This window comes from Streptomyces sp. LS1784 (genome assembly GCF_020103755.1).
Classification (GTDB): Bacteria; Actinomycetota; Actinomycetes; order Streptomycetales; family Streptomycetaceae; genus Kitasatospora.
Map to the genome: position 1 here is coordinate 1 of NZ_JAHSQD010000130.1, position 17045 is coordinate 17045.

The following is a 17045-nucleotide window of genomic DNA, read 5'->3' on the forward strand; positions in this document are numbered from 1 at the left end:
CGGCGGGCGACGGCGCCGCGGGGCCGTCGGACGGCTGCGCCGACGGACCGGCGGGCGCCCCGTCCTCCCGCAGGGCCGCCGTCTCGGACTTCAGGATGCGCATCGACTTCCCCAGTCCGCGCGCCATCTCGGGCAGCTTCCTGGAGCCGAACAGCAGCACCAGGACGGCCACCGTCACCAGTACGTGCCAGGGCTCCAGACCATTGCGCAGCATCGCCGCCTCACCCGGCCTTTCATCGTCGTGACCGGGGCCGCACGCGGCGGCGGTCCGGTCGTCTCGGGGTGGTTTGGGCGCCTCCACCGTAAAGCTTGACTGATTTTTCAGTCAATGCGAGAGTTCAGTTCCGGCGATGCCGGACGACCTCGTCCCCCGGGACGGCCTCTTCGTCCGCCGCCCACCGGCGCCACGCGGGCCGCTCCCCAGGAGCCTGGCCCGCCCGCCGGGCCGGAACCACCCCCAGCCCCACCGGAGTCCAGCGTGTCCCAGTCCCCCCTCGCCCGCCGCACGGTGCTGCGCTCCCTCGCCGGAGCCGGTGTGATCGCCCTCGGCGCGAGCGCCTGCGCCGCCTCCGGCGACGACCCCGCCGACCCCGCGGCCCCGACCTCCGGCGCTCCCGGGCAGCCGTCCCCGGACGCGCCCGTTCCACCCCCCGCGCCCTCCCCCGCCCGCGGACGCCGGCTCGGCGGCGAATGGGAGAAGCACGAACGGACCTTCATGGCCTGGCCCGCCTCCGAGAACGTCTGGGGCGACCAGCTCGGGGCCGTCCGCAGGGACATCGCCTCGGTGGCCACGGCCATCGGTGAGCGCGAACCGGTGGTCCTGCTCGTCCGCCCCGGCCAGGAGACCTCGGCCCGCAACGCCTGCGGTCCGGGCGTCGAGCTGCTCTCCGTCCCGGTGGACGACCTGTGGGCCCGCGACACCCTCCCGGTCTTCGTGGAGGAGGGCGGCAAGGTCCAGGGCGTGGACTTCAACTTCAGCGGCTGGGGCGGCAAGCAGGAGCACACCAACGACGCCCGGATCGCCCGCACGGTCCTGGAGAAGTACGGGATCGAACGGATCGAGACCCCGATCACCGCCGAGGGCGGCTCCTTCGAGACCGACGGCCAGGGCACCCTGCTGGTCACCGAGAGCTCCGTGGTCAACGAGAACCGCAACCCCGGCCGCACCCGCGACGAGGTCGAGGCGGAACTCAAGCGGGTGCTGGGCCTCACCAAGGTGATCTGGCTCGCGGGCGTCAAGGGCAAGGACATCACCGACGCCCACGTCGACTGCCTCGCCCGTTTCGCCGCACCCGGGGTCGTCCTCCTCGACCGGGCCTTCCCCGGCACCCCGCCGGACGTCTGGTCCCGCTCCGCCGACCAGGCCCGCGCCGTCCTCGCCGAGGCCACCGACGCCGCCGGACGGAAGCTCAAGGTGATCGAGATCAGCCAGCCCGACCCGGACCGGATCACCGGCCGCGGCGACGCCTTCGTCTCCTCGTACATGAACTTCTACATCGGCAACAAGGGCGTCTACCTGCCGAAGTTCGGCGACGCCAAGGCCGACGGCCACGCCCAGGAGATCTTCCGGGACCAGTACCCGGACCGCGAGATCGTCCCCCTCCAGATCGACACCATCGCCGGCGGCGGGGGCGGCATCCACTGCGCCACCCACGACCAGCCCGCCGGCTGACCCCCGCCGTCCCGCACCGAGGGAGAAGGGAACCCTTGTGCAGCTGACCCCCACCGAACGCGACCGGCTACTGATCTTCACGGCCGCCGAACTCGCCCGCGCCCGCCGCGCCCGCGGCCTGCGGCTCAACGTCCCCGAGGCCATCGCCCTCGTCTCGGACACCGTCTGCGAGGCCGCCCGCGACGGCCTCCGGCTGGCCGAGGCCGTCCGACGGGGGCGCTCCGTCCTCTCCTCCGCCGATGTCCTGCCCGGCGTCCCCGACCTCGTCACCGAGATCCAGGTCGAGGCCGTGTTCGAGGACGGAACCCGGCTCGCCGTCATCGCCGACCCGTTCGGCGGCGGCACCCTCGGCGAGGCCGCGCCCGGCGCCGTGCTCCCCACCGGCCACCTCGGCGACCGCACCGAGCCCGTGCACACCCTCGCCGTGCACAACACCGCGGACGTGCCGATCTCGGTCACCTCGCACTTCCACTTCTTCGAGGCCAATCCGCGCCTGGCCTTCGACCGTGCCGCCGCCTACGGCACCCACCTGGCCGTCCCGGCCGGCTCCTCGGTGCGCTTCGACCCGGGCACCACCGTCGAGGTCGGCCTGGTGCCGATCGGCGGCGAGCGGGTCGCGATCGGCTTCGCGGGGCTCGTGGACGGCCCGCTGGACGCACCGCGGACACGGCAGGAGGCCCTGCGCCGGGCGGCCGAGCAGGGCTACCTCGGAGCAGTCGACGACGAGCAGGAGAACCAGCCGTGAGCAGCAGCACCGAAGCGTCCGAGTACACCGCCGTGCACGGCCCGCGCGCCGGGGACCGGGTCCGGCTCGGCGACAGCGGTCTGGTCGTCCGGGTCGAATCCGACTCCCAGCGGCCAGGTGACGAGTTCCTGGTCGGCTTCGGCAAGACCGCCCGCGACGGCCTGCACCTCAAGGCCGCCGCCGTCCGGGACACCTGCGACCTCGTCATCAGCAACGTCCTGGTGATCGACGCGATCCAGGGCATCCGCAAGACCTCGATCGGCATCCGGGAGGGCCGGATCGCCGCCATCGGGCGGGCCGGCAACCCGGACACCCTGGACGGTGTCGACGTGGTCGTCGGCACCGGGACGGCCATCGTCTCCGGCGAGGGCCTGATCGCCACCGCCGGCGCCATCGACACCCACGTCCACCTGATGTCCCCGCGGATCATGGAGGCCTCGCTGGCCTCCGGCGTCACCACCATCATCGGCCAGGAGTTCGGCCCGGTCTGGGGCGTCGGCGTCAACTCGCCCTGGGCGCTGCGCCACGCCTTCAACTCCTTCGACGCCTGGCCCGTCAACATCGGCTTCCTGGGCCGCGGTTCCTCCTCCCACCCCTCCCCGCTCGTCGAAGCCCTGGCCGAGGGCGGGGCCTGCGGCTTCAAGGTGCACGAGGACATGGGCGCGCACACCCGCGCACTGGACACCGCACTGTCCGTCGCCGAGGAGTACGACGTCCAGGTGGCCCTGCACACCGACGGCCTGAACGAGTGCCTCTCCGTCGAGGACACCCTGCGCGTCCTCGACGGCCGCACCATCCACGCCTTCCACATCGAGGGCTGCGGCGGCGGACACGTCCCCAACGTGCTGAAGATGGCGGGCGTGCCGAACGTCATCGGCTCCTCCACCAACCCCACCCTGCCGTTCGGCCGGGACGCGGTCGCCGAGCACTACGGCATGATCGTCTCCGTCCACGGCCTCAAGACCGATCTGCCCGGCGACGCCGCGATGGCCCGCGACCGCATCCGGGCCGGCACGATGGGCGCCGAGGACGTGCTGCACGACCTCGGGGCCATCGGCATCACCTCCTCCGACGCCCAGGGCATGGGCCGGGCCGGCGAGACGGTGCGCCGCACCTTCGCCGTGGCCGGCAAGATGAAGGCCGAACGCGGCCCGCTGGAGGGCGACGGCCCGGACGACGACAACGAGCGCGTACTGCGCTACATCGCCAAGCTCACCGTCAACCCGGCCATCGCGCACGGCCTCTCCCACGAGGTCGGCTCGATCGAGGTCGGCAAGCTCGCCGACATCGTCCTGTGGCAACCCGCCTCCTTCGGTGCCAAGCCCCAGCTGGTCCTCAAGGCCGGCTTCCCCGCCTACGGCGTCACCGGCGACCCCAACGCCGCCACCGAAACCTGCCAACCCCTCGTCATGGGCCCCCTGTTCGGCGCCCACGGTGCCACCCCGGCCGACCTCTCCGTCGCCTTCACCAGCCGCGCCGCCGCCGAGTCCGGCACCCACGCCCGCCCGTACGACACCATGACCACCCGGCGCCGTCGCGTCGCCGTCCGCGACACCCGTGGCATCGGCCCGCGCGACATGGTCCGCAACACCCGCCTCGGCGAGGTCCTCGTGGACCCGCGCCAGGGCCTCGTCACCCTCGACGGCACCCCGCTGCAGTCCTCCCCGGCCGAGGAAGTCCCGCTGAACCGCCTCTACTTCCTCTGACCCGTCGGCCGGGCAGCCGGGCAACCGGCTGTCGACGGTCGTCCCTGCACCGCCGCCCCGGGCACCCACGTGCCCGGGGCGGCGGTGCAGGTGTGCCGTCAGTAGGTGACGATGCCCGGGTCGGAGAGGCCGGGGGCGCCGGTCTCGATGTGGCCGGCGAGGCGGCGCACGAAGTCGGCGGTCGCGCCTGCGGTGACGGTCACGTCGTACCACCTGCGGCAGGCACTCAGGTCGACGGTGCACGTGACGGTCGCACCCCGGCGGACGGTGAGCGTCTGCGGCGTGCCGCCGTAGGCGTTGGTCAGGGTGATCACGGCGTCCGCGCCGGCCGGGTTGGCGATGGTCAGGTCGAGGTTGCCGGTGGTCGGGTTGTGGCGGGCGGTGACCTCGGGCCCGGCGACCGTGCCGGGGTTGCGGAAGCGGCGGAGGAAGCCGTTCGGGCCGTGGACGGTCAGGTCCGTGACGCCCTTGGAGTACGTGGTGTTCCAGGCGTCCGCGATCGTCTTGCCCGCCTCCGTGGTGTACGTCCACGGACCGTCGGTGCGGTTGGCCGAGGTCACCAGGAACTGGGCGCCCGCCGCCGCGCCCGCGCTGAAGGTGAGGCGGTACTTGCCCGTGGCGGTGTCGGCCGAACCGTCCACGTACGGCGCGTACGTCAGCGGGCGGGTGGGCCTCGCGCCCGGCTCCTGCTTCGGCATGGTGCCGCCGGCGGGCGGGGTGGGCACGTAGTCCGGGTGCCGGGTGCGGTCCGGCGGGAGGTAGGCGGCCGTGGAGGGGAGCGCCGCCGGGGTCGCGTTCGACGTGGTGAAGTCGAAGGCGGAGGTCAGGTCGCCGCAGATCGCACGCCGCCAGGGCGAGATGTTGGGTTCCCGGACGCCGAAGCGGCGCTCCATGAAGCGGATGATCGAGGTGTGGTCGAAGGTCTCCGAGCAGGTGTAGCCGCCGGTGCTCCAGGGCGAGACGACCAGCATCGGCACCCGCTGGCCGAGACCGTACGGTCCGGCCGAGTAGCCGATGCTGCCGGCGTGGTAGTCGGCGGTGGTCGCGACGGTCGACAGGCCCTGCGAGGCGGAGGAGGGCGGAAACGGCGGCACGACGTGGTCGAAGAAGCCGTCGTTCTCGTCGTAGGTGATGAACAGCGCGGTCCTGGCCCACACATCGGGGTTGGACGTCAGCGCGTCCAACACCTGCGAGACGTACCAGGCACCGTAGTTGGCGGGCCAGTTGGGGTGCTCGGTGAAGGCCTCGGGTGCGGCGATCCAGGAGATCCGCGGCAGCGTGCCCGCCTGCACGTCGCGCCGCAGGATGTCGAACAGGCCGTCGCCCGCCTTGGCGTTGGTGCCGGTGCGGGCCTTGTCGTGCAGCGGGTCGCCCGGCTTGGCGTTGCGGTAGTTGTCGAAGTAGAGCAGCGAGTTGTCGCCGTAGTTCCCGCGGTACGCGTCGCCGATCCAGCCCCAGGAACCGGCCGCGTCCAGTCCGTCACCGATGTCCTGGTAGATCTTCCAGGAGATCCCGGCCTTCTCCAGCCGCTCGGGGTAGGTCGTCCAGCTGTAGCCGGCCTCCTGGTTGCCGAGGACCGGACCGTTGCCGGTGACGCCGTTGCCGGTGCAGCCCGTCCACATGTAGTAGCGGTTCGGGTCCGTGGAACCGATGAACGAGCAGTGGTAGGCGTCGCAGATGGTGAACGCGTCGGCGAGCGCGTAGTGGAACGGGATGTCATCGCGGGTCAGGTAGGCCATTGTGGTGGCCGTCTTCGCGGGTACCCACTGATCGTACTTGCCGTTGTTGAACGCCTTGTGACCACCGGCCCAGTCGTGGTTGAGGTCCTGGATGAACTGCATCCCGAGATCGCTGGCCTGAGGCCGGAACGGCAGCACCTCCCGCTTGAGGCCGTCCGTCTGGTGCCACACCGGCTTGCCGCTCGGCAGGGTCACCGGGCGGGGGTCGCCGAAGCCGCGGACACCCTTCAGCGACCCGAAGTAGTGGTCGAACGAACGGTTCTCCTGCATCAGCACGACGATGTGCTCGACGTCCTGGAGGGTGCCGGTGCTCCCCAGCGGGGCGATGGACGAGGCTCGGGCGATGCTCTGCGACAGCGACGAGAACGCGGCGGTCGCGCCCGCGAGTTGGAGGAATCGGCGGCGGTTCAGCTCTGCCATGGGTGGGTTGACCTCTGCATGTCAGGAAGTGGAGGACGGCGCCCCCAAGGACAGCGTGTCCGGGGGACCGTCCGGCGGCCCATTCATGACTGCCCGCCATACGGCAGACGAACGCATCGAGTTGTACGGACAAGATGCGCCACCCATGGCGACGGGTCGGCCGACGGCTCCGCTCAGGAGTCGTCGGCGAGATCGGATTCGAGGGAGTCGGTCGTGCGGTCCCGGACCGGCCGGTCGGCGCAGCGCTCGCCGGTCCGGGCAACGTACGGGCCGGCCTCGCCGGAGCGGGAGCGGGCGAGGGCAAGGGCAAGGGCCGCCTGAGCCGGGAAGTCGGCACCGGCCGGCGGGTTGGCCCTGTCCGAGCACATCACCGCGCGCGCCTGGTCCGGGGACTGGTGGACCACCGGCGGCAGCGGTGTGGCGGGTCCCGGTACGACAATGCCGGGCGTGGGGGTCACCGCAGCCGGCAGCGCGGCTATCCCCACGCCCGCACCCGGGCGCCACCCGGCCGCAGGAGGGCGTCCTGCGGCCCGGGAGGCCCCTACTCCTCGGGCATGGCGCTCAGGTCTCAGTGCAGAACGTCGAGTTCGTTGTCGGCGTTGTTGACGAAGTAGACCGCGTCGCCGTCCAGGTCCACCGCGAGGCCGAAGAGCGCACCGGCACCGGGCGGATTGCCCTCGGAGTTGATCTGCTTGACCGCCACCTGCCGGCCGCGCTCGGTGGTCTCGACGATGTTCCCGTCCCCGCCGTTGACCGTCAGGATGTCGCCCCCGGGCGCGAGGGCCATCCCGAGCGGGCCGTTGAGACTGCCGCCCTCGCTGATGACCTTCCCGATACCGTCACTGTCGTGGCGGGTCAGAGCGCGGGGGATGGCGGTGATCCGACTGCGGACGGTGTCGGCCACGAAGAGCGTTCCGTCCTTGTCCAGGGCCACGCCGGTCGGTCCGACCACCAGGGCGTCCGGGTCCGTCCGCTCGGGGAAGCCGCACGCGATCTCGGTGGTGGCCACCCGCTTCGGCGGCCCGTCCCCCTCGGAGCTCAGGGTGATCCGCAGCACGGTGCCCTCGTCGACCTCCGCACCTCCGGCGGCCACCGTGCCGTTGAGCACGTTGGTCACGAACAGCTCGCTCCGCCGCTCGGAGCCGCCGCGCCGCTCGGAGCTGACCGCGGTCATGTCCCACGGGCCGTTGATGCCGTCACCCGCGATCGTCTCGCGCACCGTCCCGTGGCTGTCCAGCACCAACAGGCAGCCGGCCTGGGCCGTGGCCGAGGTGCCGTCCGCGGTCGGAAGGCTGCCGACCACGACCCAGCCGCCGGGCAGGACGGTCAGCGCCGTGGTCAGTCCGACCCCACCCGGGCAGGGGCCCGGCAGGTTGTTCGGATCGATCGTGGCGAACGTGGTCGTCTGGCCGCCCGGGGTGAGCTGGACGAGCGTGGTGCCCCTGCCCTGTTCGCCGGACGGGGGCACCGAGTTGTTGAAGTTGCTGACCAGGATGTTGCCCCGGTGCAGGTCACCGACGCTTTCTCGGATCACGAACGTGCCGTACGGGTTCAGGTCGCCGTTCGCCGGAACGGTGGACCCGACCCTGGACACCGTGTGCAGGCGGTCGAGGAACGGCGTATGGTCCGCCGCCCCAGCCGGGGTCGCGGCGCCGGTCAGGCCGACGGTGAGCACGGCGGTCGCCAGCGCGCTCGAACATACCTGGAATCTCATGCACTGCCTCCTGAAGGGCGGCCCGGGGCCCCGAGGCTCGACGACCTCGACCCGCGATAGTCACACAGAGTTCTCCCCCGCTACGCAACGTTAGCTCCCCCCTGGTCCAGGCGCGCGGTGGGTTCCGCCAAGGGTGGGCCTGGGGACGGTTCCCCGTTCGTCCGGGCGCCCGGACGCCCGGTCACAGGAACTGCTCGGCCCAGATGATCTTGCCCTCGGGGGTGTAGCGGACTCCCCAGCGTTCGGTGAGCTGGGCGACGAGGAACAGGCCGCGGCCGCCTTCGTCCTCCGCGACCGCGTAGCGCAGGTGCGGGGCGGTGCTGCTGGTGTCGGAGACCTCGCAGATCAGCGTGCGCTCGTACAGCAGCCGTACCCCGATCGGTCCGGTCCCGTAGCGGATGGCATTGGTCACCAGTTCGCTGAGCACCAGCTCGGTGACGAAGGCGGCCTCGTCAAGACCCCACTCGGCGAGCCGTCGGGTGGCCTCGGCACGGGCCTGGGCCACGGCCTCCGGAGTCGAGGCCACCTCCCACTCCGCGATCCGATCGGGCTCCAGCACGCGGGTCCGAGCGACGAGGAGGGCGATGTCGTCGGTCTGCCGGTCGGGCAGCAGGACGTCGAGCACGGCTTCGCAGACCTCCTGAGGCGATCGGTCGGGGCGGGCCAGGACGGCCGTGAGGGTGTCCAGGCCGACGCCGATGTCGCGGGTGCGGTCCTCGACGAGGCCGTCGGTGTAGAGGATCAGGCTGCTTCCCGGCGACAGTCGCACCTGCGTGGCTTCGAAGGGCATCCCGCCCACGCCGAGCGGCGGACCGGCGGGGAGGACGAGGAGTTCCACGGCGCCGTCCGGGTGGACGAGGGCGGGCGGGGGATGGCCCGCCCGGGCCAGCGCACAGGTGGCGGTGGTGGGGTCGTAGATCGCGTAGAGGCACGTGGCACCGGTGATCGAGAGCTCACCCACGGCTGCGGCCGCCTCCTGGTCGATGTGGGCGACCAGTTCGTCCAGGTGTCCGAGGAGCTCGTCCGGCGGCAGGTCGAGCGTGGAGAAGTTCTGGACGGCGGTGCGCAGGCGGCCCATGGTCGCGGCCGCGTGCATGCCGTGGCCGACCACGTCGCCGACGACGAGCGCGACCCGGGCACCCGGCAGCGGGATGACGTCGAACCAGTCGCCGCCGACCCCGGCCTGGGCGGGCAGGTAGCGGTAGGCGACCTCGACGGCGCTCTGCTCGGGCAACGCGCGCGGCAACAGGCTGTGCTGCAGGGTGACGGCCATCGTGTGCTCACGCGTGAAGCGGCGGGCGTTGTCGACGGACACGGCGGCCCGGGCGGCCAGCTCCTCGGCCACGGACAGGTCCTCGTCCTCGAACGGGCCCCTGTTCCGGCCGCGCCAGAAGCAGGCGATGCCCATCAGCACGCCCCGCGCCGTCAGCGGAACGGTGATCAGCGACGCCAGGCCGAATTCCAGCACCGCCTGCGTGCGCTCGACATCCTGCGTGCGCCACCCGACGTCGGTCGCCAGCTCGGGGACCAGCGCGGACCGCCCGCTGACGAAGCCCGCCGCCTGCGGGGTCGTCCCCGCCCACCGGACCAGCTTGCCCTCGGGGTACAGCGGCGAATCGTCCCGGATGCCCGTGAGTGCCACCCGCCGCAGCTCCACCCCGGCACCGACCGCCAGGGGCTGCGGTTCCTCGCCGCGCAGGACCTCTTCGGCGAGGTCGACGGTGGCGTAGTCGCAGAAGTCCCGGGAGGCCACGTCGGCGAGTTCCTTCACGGTGCGCTGGACGTCCAGCGTGGTGCCGATGGCCATGCTCGCGTCGTAGAGCAGCCTGAGCCGACCGCGGGCGACCTCGGCCTTCCCCGCGAGGGCGCGCAGCTCGGTGGAGTCGCGCAGGGTGGTGACGCTGCCGGGCGGGCCTCCCCCGCTGCCGGTGGGACGGTTGTTGACGGCCAGCAGGCGGTCGCCGACGGGGAGCACCTGGTCGGTGACCGCGCTGTCGGAGAGCAGCAGCTCGGTCGTACGGGGGTCGAGGCCGAGGTCGGTGACAGCGCGCCCCTCCGCGTCGGGAGGAAGGTCCAGCAGCCGGCGCGCCTCGTCGTTGGCGAGCAGGACCCGGCCGTCGCCGCCGACGATGGCCACGCCCTCGCGCACCGCGTGCAGCACCGCGTCGTGGTGCTCGTACATCCTGGTCATCTCCTCCGGCCCCAAGCCGCGGGTCTGCCGCAGGAGACGCCTGCCCACCAGCGCCGTTCCGGCCGTGGCCAGGCCGAGCGCGACGGCGCCGGCGCCCAGGACGACCGGCAGCTGGCGGTTGATCGCGCTGCTCACGTTGGCGACCTTCATCCCGGCGGACACGATGCCAACGACCCCGCCGTGGGTGTCCTCCACCGGAACCACCACCTGGTACTCCGGGCCGAGCGGGCCGTGCACCCGCTCGACGGTGACCAGCCCGTGCAGCGACGGCTCGATGGTGCCGACGAACTTCTTGCCGATCTGCTCCGGCTCGGGGTGGGTGTACCGGATGCCGTTCCGGTCGGCCACCACGATGAAGTCGACCTGGGCGCCCTTCCGGGCCGCTTCGGTCAGCGGCTGGAGCACCGCGCTGGGATCGGGGCCCTGCATCGTCGCCACCAGGCCGGGGCCGTGGGCGAACGCCTCGGCCGCGGCGAGCGATCGGTCGCGCGCGGCCGCGTACCGGTCACTGCGGGACTGGACCAGCAGCGCGACGACCGCCGCCACCACGAGCAGCAGCACGATGAACACCTGCATGAGGAACATCTGGCCGGCGACGCTGCGGATGCTCGTCACCGACCGCAGACGCCGCACCGACGGCTCCCGCGGCATCGGGCGTGGATGCCGCTGCCCACTGCGACCAGCCGCTCTGCCCGGAGCCCGGGGAGGGGGGCCCGTGTCTTTCGCCATACACCTATGGTCCCGCCCCGGGCACGAGCGGGACACAGCACACGGGGGACCCCTCTCTGGCACGCTCTGCGACATACCCGCGTGCGCCATGCCCGTCGGCCCTCGGAAGCGGCCCCGCCCCGTCCCGGCTCACCGGGGGACGGACCGGATCAGCAGCAGCGCGACATCGTCGGTGCGGTACTCTCCGTGCCCGGCCCGATCGACGAGCGCATCGGCCAGCCGGTCGAGCGGTTCGCCGCCGTGGCGGGCCAGCGTGGCGGTGAGATCGGCCAGCGCCTGGTCGGGGTCCGCACCGGGGGTGTCGACGAGGCCGTCGGTGTACAGGACCAGAGTGGTGCCGACCGGCAGGTCGACGCGGATCTGCGGATAGTCGGCGGCGGGGTCGACGTTCAACACCATGCCGACGAGCGGCTCCAGTGCGTCCGCCCTGCCGTCCGGGCCGTACCGCAGGGGCACCGGGTGGCCGGCATCGGCCAGCCAGGCCTCGCGCCGGGCGAGGTCGACGCGCAGGTAGACGCAGCTGGCCAGCAAGGCCGTGTCCAGGTCGGCCACCAGGCGGTTGGTGCGGGACAGCACGGTGCTCGGATCGGCATCGGCCGCGGCGAAAGCACGGACGGCGGTGCGGACCTGGCCCATCAGCGCGGCGGCGTTGACGTTGTGGCCCTGGACGTCGCCGATCACGACGGCCACCGTGTCGGGCCCGACCCGGATGAGGTCGTAGAAGTCGCCTCCGACGTCCATTCCCTCGGTACACGGCAGGTAGCGGGCGCTGACCTCCAGGCTCGGGACGTCCGGCAGCGCACGGGGCAGCAGGCTTTCCTGGAGGCCGTGGGCGAGGCCGAGCTTGGTGTCGTACAGCCGGGCACGGTCCAGGGCCTGGGCGATCAGTCCGCCGAGCGAGGTGAGGACGGCCCGTTCCTCGAGATCGAAGTGGTGCGGCTCGGCGAAGGCCAGGACGCAGGTGCCGATCAGCCTGCCCGAGGTCACCAGCGGCAGATAGGCCCAGGCGGCCATCCCGTCCTGCGTCTCGGGTCGGCCCGGGTAGAGCCGCTCCAACTCCGCACGGCTCTCGAAGTACGTCGGCACAGGGTTGGTGGACGCCCGGACACCGGGCGTGGGCGCGGTCAGCGGGGTGCCGTCGAACTGGTCGACCAGGCCGGGTGGGTAGCCGCGATGGCCCACGATGCGCAGTCGGCCCCCTTCGGCCATCAGCACCGCCACGGCTTGACCGCCGAACGCCGGCACGATCTGGTCGGAGACCATGCTCACCACGTCCTGCACGCTGACGGCCTCGGTCAGCGCGCCGGCCAAGTGGAGGAGGTGGTACAGCGCTCCGGGCCGCGTGTGCGCCGCCCGGTCGGACGGCGTTCCGGTGGGCCCGTCGCGGCGGGCGGCGTCGGCGGAGACGATTCGCGCGGTCAGTCCGGACGGGTCCGGGAAGAACTCGAACGACAGCCACCGGTTCGGCGGCCGCAACGCGACGAAGGAAATGGACTGCCCGCTGATCACCGCGGTCCGGTAGTGGTACTCGAACACCGGATCCCGCAGCCACGACAGGGCCGCCCACGGCCGTACGCCCAGCAGCCGCTCGACCGGCTCGCCCAGCAGCTCGGCGGCGGCCGGTGTGACCACGGCCAGCCTGCCGTCCAGATCGATGCCGCAGATGCCCTCCGGAAGCCGTTCCGCCATCGCGGCGAGGGGGGCGGCGGAACCGCGCTCCGCCACCTCGGGGCGCGGGCCGGCCCGGACCGGACGGCCTGCCCGGGCCGCCTCCGCCAGCACCTCGGCCAGGCTCGCGGCGAAGGCGTCGAACCGGTCCCGTTCGCCGTGCGACATTTCGGGGGGATGCGCGGCGGGCCAGAACACGAAGACGACCCCGTACGTGGTCCCTCGCGCAACGAGCGGAGCGGCCGCGAGGCAGAACGCGTACGGCATGGCGAGCGCGACCCTCGGGTACCTGCGCGCCATGTCGTCCGAGCCGGCCACCCAGACGACCCGGCCACTGCGCGCCGCTTCGGCCACCGGTACCGGTGCGGTCATGCCGACGCGCTGCCACGGCCTGGTGAACTGCCGGGCGGCCCCCAGTGTCACGGCCAGTTCGAGCACCTGCCGGTCCTCCGACAGCAGGTAGAGGCCGCCGAGGTACGCGTCGAGCCGGGCCGGCGCCGATCGCAGGATCCGCGCCGCCTCGTCCAGACCGCGCCCGGCCGGCGCCTCGGCGGCCTCGAGTCCGGGCCTCGGCGACGGATGCCACAGCACGCCCATCACAAGCACCCCATTCGACCCGACCAGTGAGCCCGTGAGCCTCCTCCCATAGTGGCTCGGCCGGCACCGAACGTCCCGTCGCGTCCGCCGACGTCGCGGGCACCGAGCTCGGCGCGCCGCCGCTCGGCCCCGGCTGCTCCGCGCGAACGCAGCGAGCCGGCCCTGCCCGGTGTGATCGGTGCCGAACTTCAGGTCGAGGCGTCCGCGACCTGCTGCACGGTCCTGAATCGCAGCCTCCAGCGCGCCGCCCCCGAGGCGCCCCTCGGTCACGTCCCCGGGACCCGGGGCTTCCGAACGGTCCGCTGCTCGTCCCCCCCACCCACGGCTCCCTACCTCGGCTCGGCCACCCGACGCCTCTCCAGGCCCCCACATGAGGCCGGCTGCACCCGACGTGTCGGGTGCAGCCGGCTCCTGGTCCCGGCGCCCTGGCACCGCGCGGACGGTCAGAGGTCGTGCGCCACGAACTCGGCCACCTGCGTGCCGAGTTGCTGGCCGGCCCGGTTGTCGATGGAGGTGTGCTGACCGGACCAGACCCTGCTGAGCCAGGCTTCGGTGGCGGCGTCCTGGAAGCCGTCGAAGGCTCGGGTGACGCCCTTCGAGGTCACCGTGAACCGGTGCTGCGCACCGTAGAGTCCGGCGAGCGTCGTCGCCGCCGCCTGGCTGAGAGCGCCGTGAGCGCCGGGGTAGGACGGGTCCGGGGCGGTCGGCAGCAGCGGGGTCCAGCCGGGATCGCCCACGATGCCCGGGTTGTCGTGCGAGTCGCCGAGCCGGATCGCGGTCACGGGCCGCCACACGTGGTAGGCGTACTTGGCGTCGTACATCGCGATCGCGGTGTCGGCGAGGGACAGGTCGAGCCGGGCGAAGACCTTCACCGCCTGTTCCAGGCTCGCGTTCTCGGAGGTGACAAGACCCTGCGCGACCTGGTTCCACACGTTCCAGACGGGCGCCGCCGCCCAGAACCTCGCGGCCGCGGTCTGATCGGGAGTGCGGGTGGTACTGGTCTTGCTCCCCAGGCCCTTGACCTCGTTCAAGGCGGCGGCGTACTCGGCGGAGCCCACGGCCGGCGGCGCTGCCGGGCGGAACTGGCTTCCGCTCGTCAGCACGAACGGCTTGACCGAGCCCCAGTTGGTGAAAGCCGGCGTGGGGAAGTCGGGCGGCGTGCGCCGGTAGTCGCCGGGCAGGCCGCCGGGAGTGAACTGCGGCGACTTGGTCGAGGACCCGTCATCGGAGCGCAGACTGATCAGTTGGCGCGCGACCGCTGCTCCCACGCCGATGCCCGCCTGCTTACCCGCGCCGTCGGCGATCGCGGACAACTGGCTGCTCAGCTGCCGGTCCGTGCCTGCCCGCTTGGTGGGGTACAGGGCGACCAGCACATCGTGCGCCGCCTGGTCCGCTGCGACGTCCGCACGTGCGCCCTGAGGTGCCGACACCGAGAACACGTACGGGGGGTCCGCCCGGGTGATCGACACCACCGCGTCGTACTCGGCGGCCTGGAGGAGCGCGAAGCTGCGCGTGGGCTGGACGGTGGGTGGTTGGGCTTTCGGGTCGCCCAGGATGGTGATGAGCGCGCGGTTCCATGCCACGACCGACGTCCCGGACGCGTTGGCGGCGGTGCTCGTGGTCGGTGACAGGGCGTCGATGGTGGTGGAACCGAAGGCCGGGCTGGTGAGTCCGGCCGCCAGCACGGTCCCGGTCAGGACGGCGAGTGTCTTCTGCTTTCCACACATTTCGGTGGCTCCTTCTCGCTGGTGGCGGGCCGTGGCAACAGGTGGCCGTAACGCTTGGACCACTCGGGTGCATCACGTGGGCCGCTGCGGACCCGGACCAGGGAGTACAGGTACATGGGTGTGGGTGTGTGCTCTTTGCTTGTCAGCCCGCGGTGGACGCGGGTGTGGGCCGGTCATTCGCTTGGTGTGTTCGCCGGTAGCTGCCCGCGGGCAGCGCCGGTTGCGACGGCGCAGTCGCTGTTCGTGACGGAGGAACGTACCCCGAGGGGCGGTGGAACCATCCCGGTCATCTCGGCTCACTCCTTGCGGGATGGGGGGAAGGAGGGGATTCCGAGGATCGGCGTTCGTCAGGTTCCACGGGTGCGGAGGGCCGTACGGTTCGGTGCGTAAGCACCTTTTGCGAGATTTCATGGATTAGCGGCATATGCGATGATCGATTTATGCCGTGGAGTCTTCGGAATCGCGGTCCATCGAGTGAGCCGGATCGCTCCGGGAACCGTGTCTCTGGTACGGGGACCATCTCCCGCGCGGACGAGGAACTACTCCGCACGCTGTACGCGGAGCACGCCGGGCCGCTGCTTCACTTCGTCCTGCGACTGACCTCAGGAGACTGGCAATGGGCCGAGGATGTCGTGCAGGAAACACTGCTGCGGGCCTGGCAGCACCCGGCGGCGTTCGACCCCGAGCGCGGACCGGCCCGGGCGTGGCTGTGCACGGTCGCCCGGAACCTGGTCATCGACGCCCAGCGGGCCCGCCGGGCCAGACCGACCGAGGTCGACGGGGAGGCGCTGGAACGGCACGCGGAACGGACGCCCGGAGAGGACGAAATCGAGCAGACGCTGCAAAGCTGGGCGGTGGCCGAGGCCATCCGGACCCTCTCCCCGGAACACCGGGCCGTGCTTCTGGAGACGTACTACAGAGGCCGGACGATGGTCGAGGCCGCGGAGGTGCTCGGCATTCCGGTGGGCACCGTGAAGTCGCGCACGTACTACGCCTTGAAGGCGCTGCGGCTGGCGCTGCAGGAACGAGGCATCGAGCCGTGACAGCGTCGTGGAGGAGGTGCGGACCATGAACGGCGACCATGACGCCATCCGGTGGTCCCTGGGCGGATACGTGCTGGGAACGCTGTCCCCGGCAGAGACGGAACAGGTCCGCGCCCACCTCACAGAATGCGCCGAGTGCCAGGCCGAGCATGCCGAACTGGCGGGACTGCCCTCGCTACTCGCGAGGGTCAGCGAGGCCGAGGCCGCAGGCGAGGCACTGCCCGTGCCCAGCGAGGAACTGGCCGACCGGTTGGTACAGCGGGCCGCCGCACGCGAGCGAGCGCAGCCGGAGCCTGCGGCCGCTGCCGCGCCGGGCGTACCGCAGCGAACCGAGCCGAGCCGGCTCGACCGGCTGCTCCAGCAGGCCGCGTTCCGACGTCGCACCGCCGTGCGGAGGCAACTGGTCGGGGTCGCAGCCGCCGCGACGCTCATCGCTGCGGCAGCGTCGGGCGGTACGTGGCTGGCTACCGTCGCGTCCACGAGCAGCCAGGTGGCACAGCCCGCACCGACGTCACCGGCCCCGGTCCGCACTTTCTCCGGAACCGACCCCACCACCGGCGTGTCCGCCTCGGTTGAGGTCTCGCCCGCTGCCTGGGGCAGCGCCCTGCAGGTCTCGGCGAAGGGAGCGCCCGCCGGGGTCACATGCAGCCTGCAAGCGGTCGGGATCACGGGCACCACAGCGACCGCCGCCACCTGGCAGGCCGGCGAGTACCCAGGCGGCGCCAAGATTTCCGGGACCGTACCCATGTCCCCAGGAATGATCAGTCACTTCGACATCTACGCCGGCAACGGCCAGAGGCTGCTCACCGTCCCGGCGTGACGCCCCGACCCGGTCGGCACCTCATGGCAGGCCTGTCCCGTAATCGGGTGATGTAGCGGTGGAATAGAGACTCATGCTCGACTCCACAACCGACCGGTAAACGCGAAGAACCCCCATCCGGGTCCCGGATGGGGGTTCTTTCTGAAGAATTGTTCGGCGGCGTCCTACTCTCCCACAGGGTCCCCCCTGCAGTACCATCGGCGCTGTAAGGCTTAGCTTCCGGGTTCGGAATGTAACCGGGCGTTTCCCTCACGCTATGACCACCGAAACACTA

At 72.0% G+C, this 17045-nt stretch carries 12 protein-coding genes and 1 rRNA gene; 5 read left to right on the forward strand and 8 right to left on the reverse strand.

Annotated features, from left to right (window positions below; genetic code table 11):
* A partial coding sequence (gene tatA / locus KS423_RS17380; protein WP_224280285.1) for a Sec-independent protein translocase subunit TatA occupies positions 1-214 on the reverse strand: 214 nt, incomplete at its 3' end.
* Between the two features lie 264 nt (positions 215-478).
* Here tatA and KS423_RS17385 point away from each other — a divergent pair.
* Genes KS423_RS17385 through KS423_RS17395 form a run of 3 tightly spaced genes read left to right on the forward strand, consistent with a single transcriptional unit; the run spans position 479 to position 4123 of the window.
* Positions 479-1672, forward strand: coding sequence for an agmatine/peptidylarginine deiminase (locus KS423_RS17385; RefSeq protein ID WP_224280287.1), 1194 nt, complete (start codon positions 479-481; stop codon positions 1670-1672).
* 37 nt (positions 1673-1709) lie between these two features.
* Positions 1710-2417 (forward strand): urease subunit gamma, encoded by a 708-nt coding sequence (gene ureA, locus KS423_RS17390; RefSeq protein WP_224280289.1) that lies wholly within the window; start codon positions 1710-1712, stop codon positions 2415-2417.
* The gene (locus KS423_RS17395) at positions 2414-4123 is read left to right on the forward strand and encodes an urease subunit alpha (protein WP_224280291.1); all 1710 of its coding nucleotides are present in this window, start codon (positions 2414-2416) and stop codon (positions 4121-4123) included. The genes ureA and KS423_RS17395 overlap by 4 nt, the downstream gene beginning before the upstream one ends.
* A 98-nt stretch (positions 4124-4221) precedes the next feature.
* On the opposite strand, the gene KS423_RS17400 is transcribed toward KS423_RS17395, so the two are convergent.
* From KS423_RS17400 to KS423_RS17425, 6 genes are all read right to left on the reverse strand, one after another.
* Positions 4222-6282, reverse strand: coding sequence for a phosphocholine-specific phospholipase C (locus KS423_RS17400; RefSeq protein ID WP_224280293.1), 2061 nt, complete (start codon positions 6280-6282; stop codon positions 4222-4224).
* 173 nt (positions 6283-6455) lie between these two features.
* Positions 6456-6767, reverse strand: coding sequence for a hypothetical protein (locus tag KS423_RS17405; protein WP_224280295.1), 312 nt, complete (start codon positions 6765-6767; stop codon positions 6456-6458).
* A gap of 83 nt (positions 6768-6850) precedes the next feature.
* Positions 6851-7996 (reverse strand): hypothetical protein, encoded by a 1146-nt coding sequence (locus tag KS423_RS17410; protein WP_224280296.1) that lies wholly within the window; start codon positions 7994-7996, stop codon positions 6851-6853.
* Positions 7997-8177: 181 nt separating this feature from the next.
* The gene (locus KS423_RS17415) at positions 8178-10838 is read right to left on the reverse strand and encodes a SpoIIE family protein phosphatase/ATP-binding protein (RefSeq protein ID WP_224280305.1); all 2661 of its coding nucleotides are present in this window, start codon (positions 10836-10838) and stop codon (positions 8178-8180) included.
* Between the two features lie 207 nt (positions 10839-11045).
* Positions 11046-13181 (reverse strand): SpoIIE family protein phosphatase, encoded by a 2136-nt coding sequence (locus KS423_RS17420; RefSeq protein WP_224280313.1) that lies wholly within the window; start codon positions 13179-13181, stop codon positions 11046-11048.
* Between the two features lie 443 nt (positions 13182-13624).
* Complete coding sequence (locus KS423_RS17425) at positions 13625-14908, reverse strand: vanadium-dependent haloperoxidase (protein ID WP_224280315.1); 1284 nt, start codon at positions 14906-14908, stop codon at positions 13625-13627.
* A 440-nt stretch (positions 14909-15348) separates the two neighbouring features.
* On the opposite strand from KS423_RS17425, the gene KS423_RS17430 reads away from it, so the two are divergent.
* On the forward strand, positions 15349-15951 hold the full coding sequence (locus tag KS423_RS17430) for a sigma-70 family RNA polymerase sigma factor (RefSeq protein WP_224280317.1): 603 nt from the start codon (positions 15349-15351) through the stop codon (positions 15949-15951).
* A 7-nt stretch (positions 15952-15958) separates the two neighbouring features.
* Positions 15959-16771, forward strand: a complete 813-nt coding sequence (locus KS423_RS17435) for an anti-sigma factor (protein WP_224280325.1) — start codon at positions 15959-15961, stop codon at positions 16769-16771.
* 151 nt (positions 16772-16922) lie between these two features.
* On the opposite strand, the gene rrf is transcribed toward KS423_RS17435, so the two are convergent.
* Positions 16923-17039 (reverse strand): 5S ribosomal RNA (gene rrf / locus KS423_RS17440).
* Positions 17040-17045 lie beyond the last annotated feature (6 nt).

Excerpts from the sequence above, each read along its gene's own strand:
- KS423_RS17400 (WP_224280293.1), bottom strand. The coding sequence starts at position 6,282 with ATGGCAGAGCTGAACCGCCGCCGATTCCTCCAACTCGCGGGCGCGACC.
- KS423_RS17410 (WP_224280296.1), bottom strand. The coding sequence starts at position 7,996 with ATGAGATTCCAGGTATGTTCGAGCGCGCTGGCGACCGCCGTGCTCACC.
- KS423_RS17415 (WP_224280305.1), bottom strand. The coding sequence starts at position 10,838 with ATGCCGCGGGAGCCGTCGGTGCGGCGTCTGCGGTCGGTGACGAGCATC.
- KS423_RS17420 (WP_224280313.1), bottom strand. The coding sequence starts at position 13,181 with ATGGGCGTGCTGTGGCATCCGTCGCCGAGGCCCGGACTCGAGGCCGCC.
- KS423_RS17425 (WP_224280315.1), bottom strand. The coding sequence starts at position 14,908 with ATGTGTGGAAAGCAGAAGACACTCGCCGTCCTGACCGGGACCGTGCTG.
- KS423_RS17430 (WP_224280317.1), top strand. The coding sequence starts at position 15,349 with ATGCCGTGGAGTCTTCGGAATCGCGGTCCATCGAGTGAGCCGGATCGC.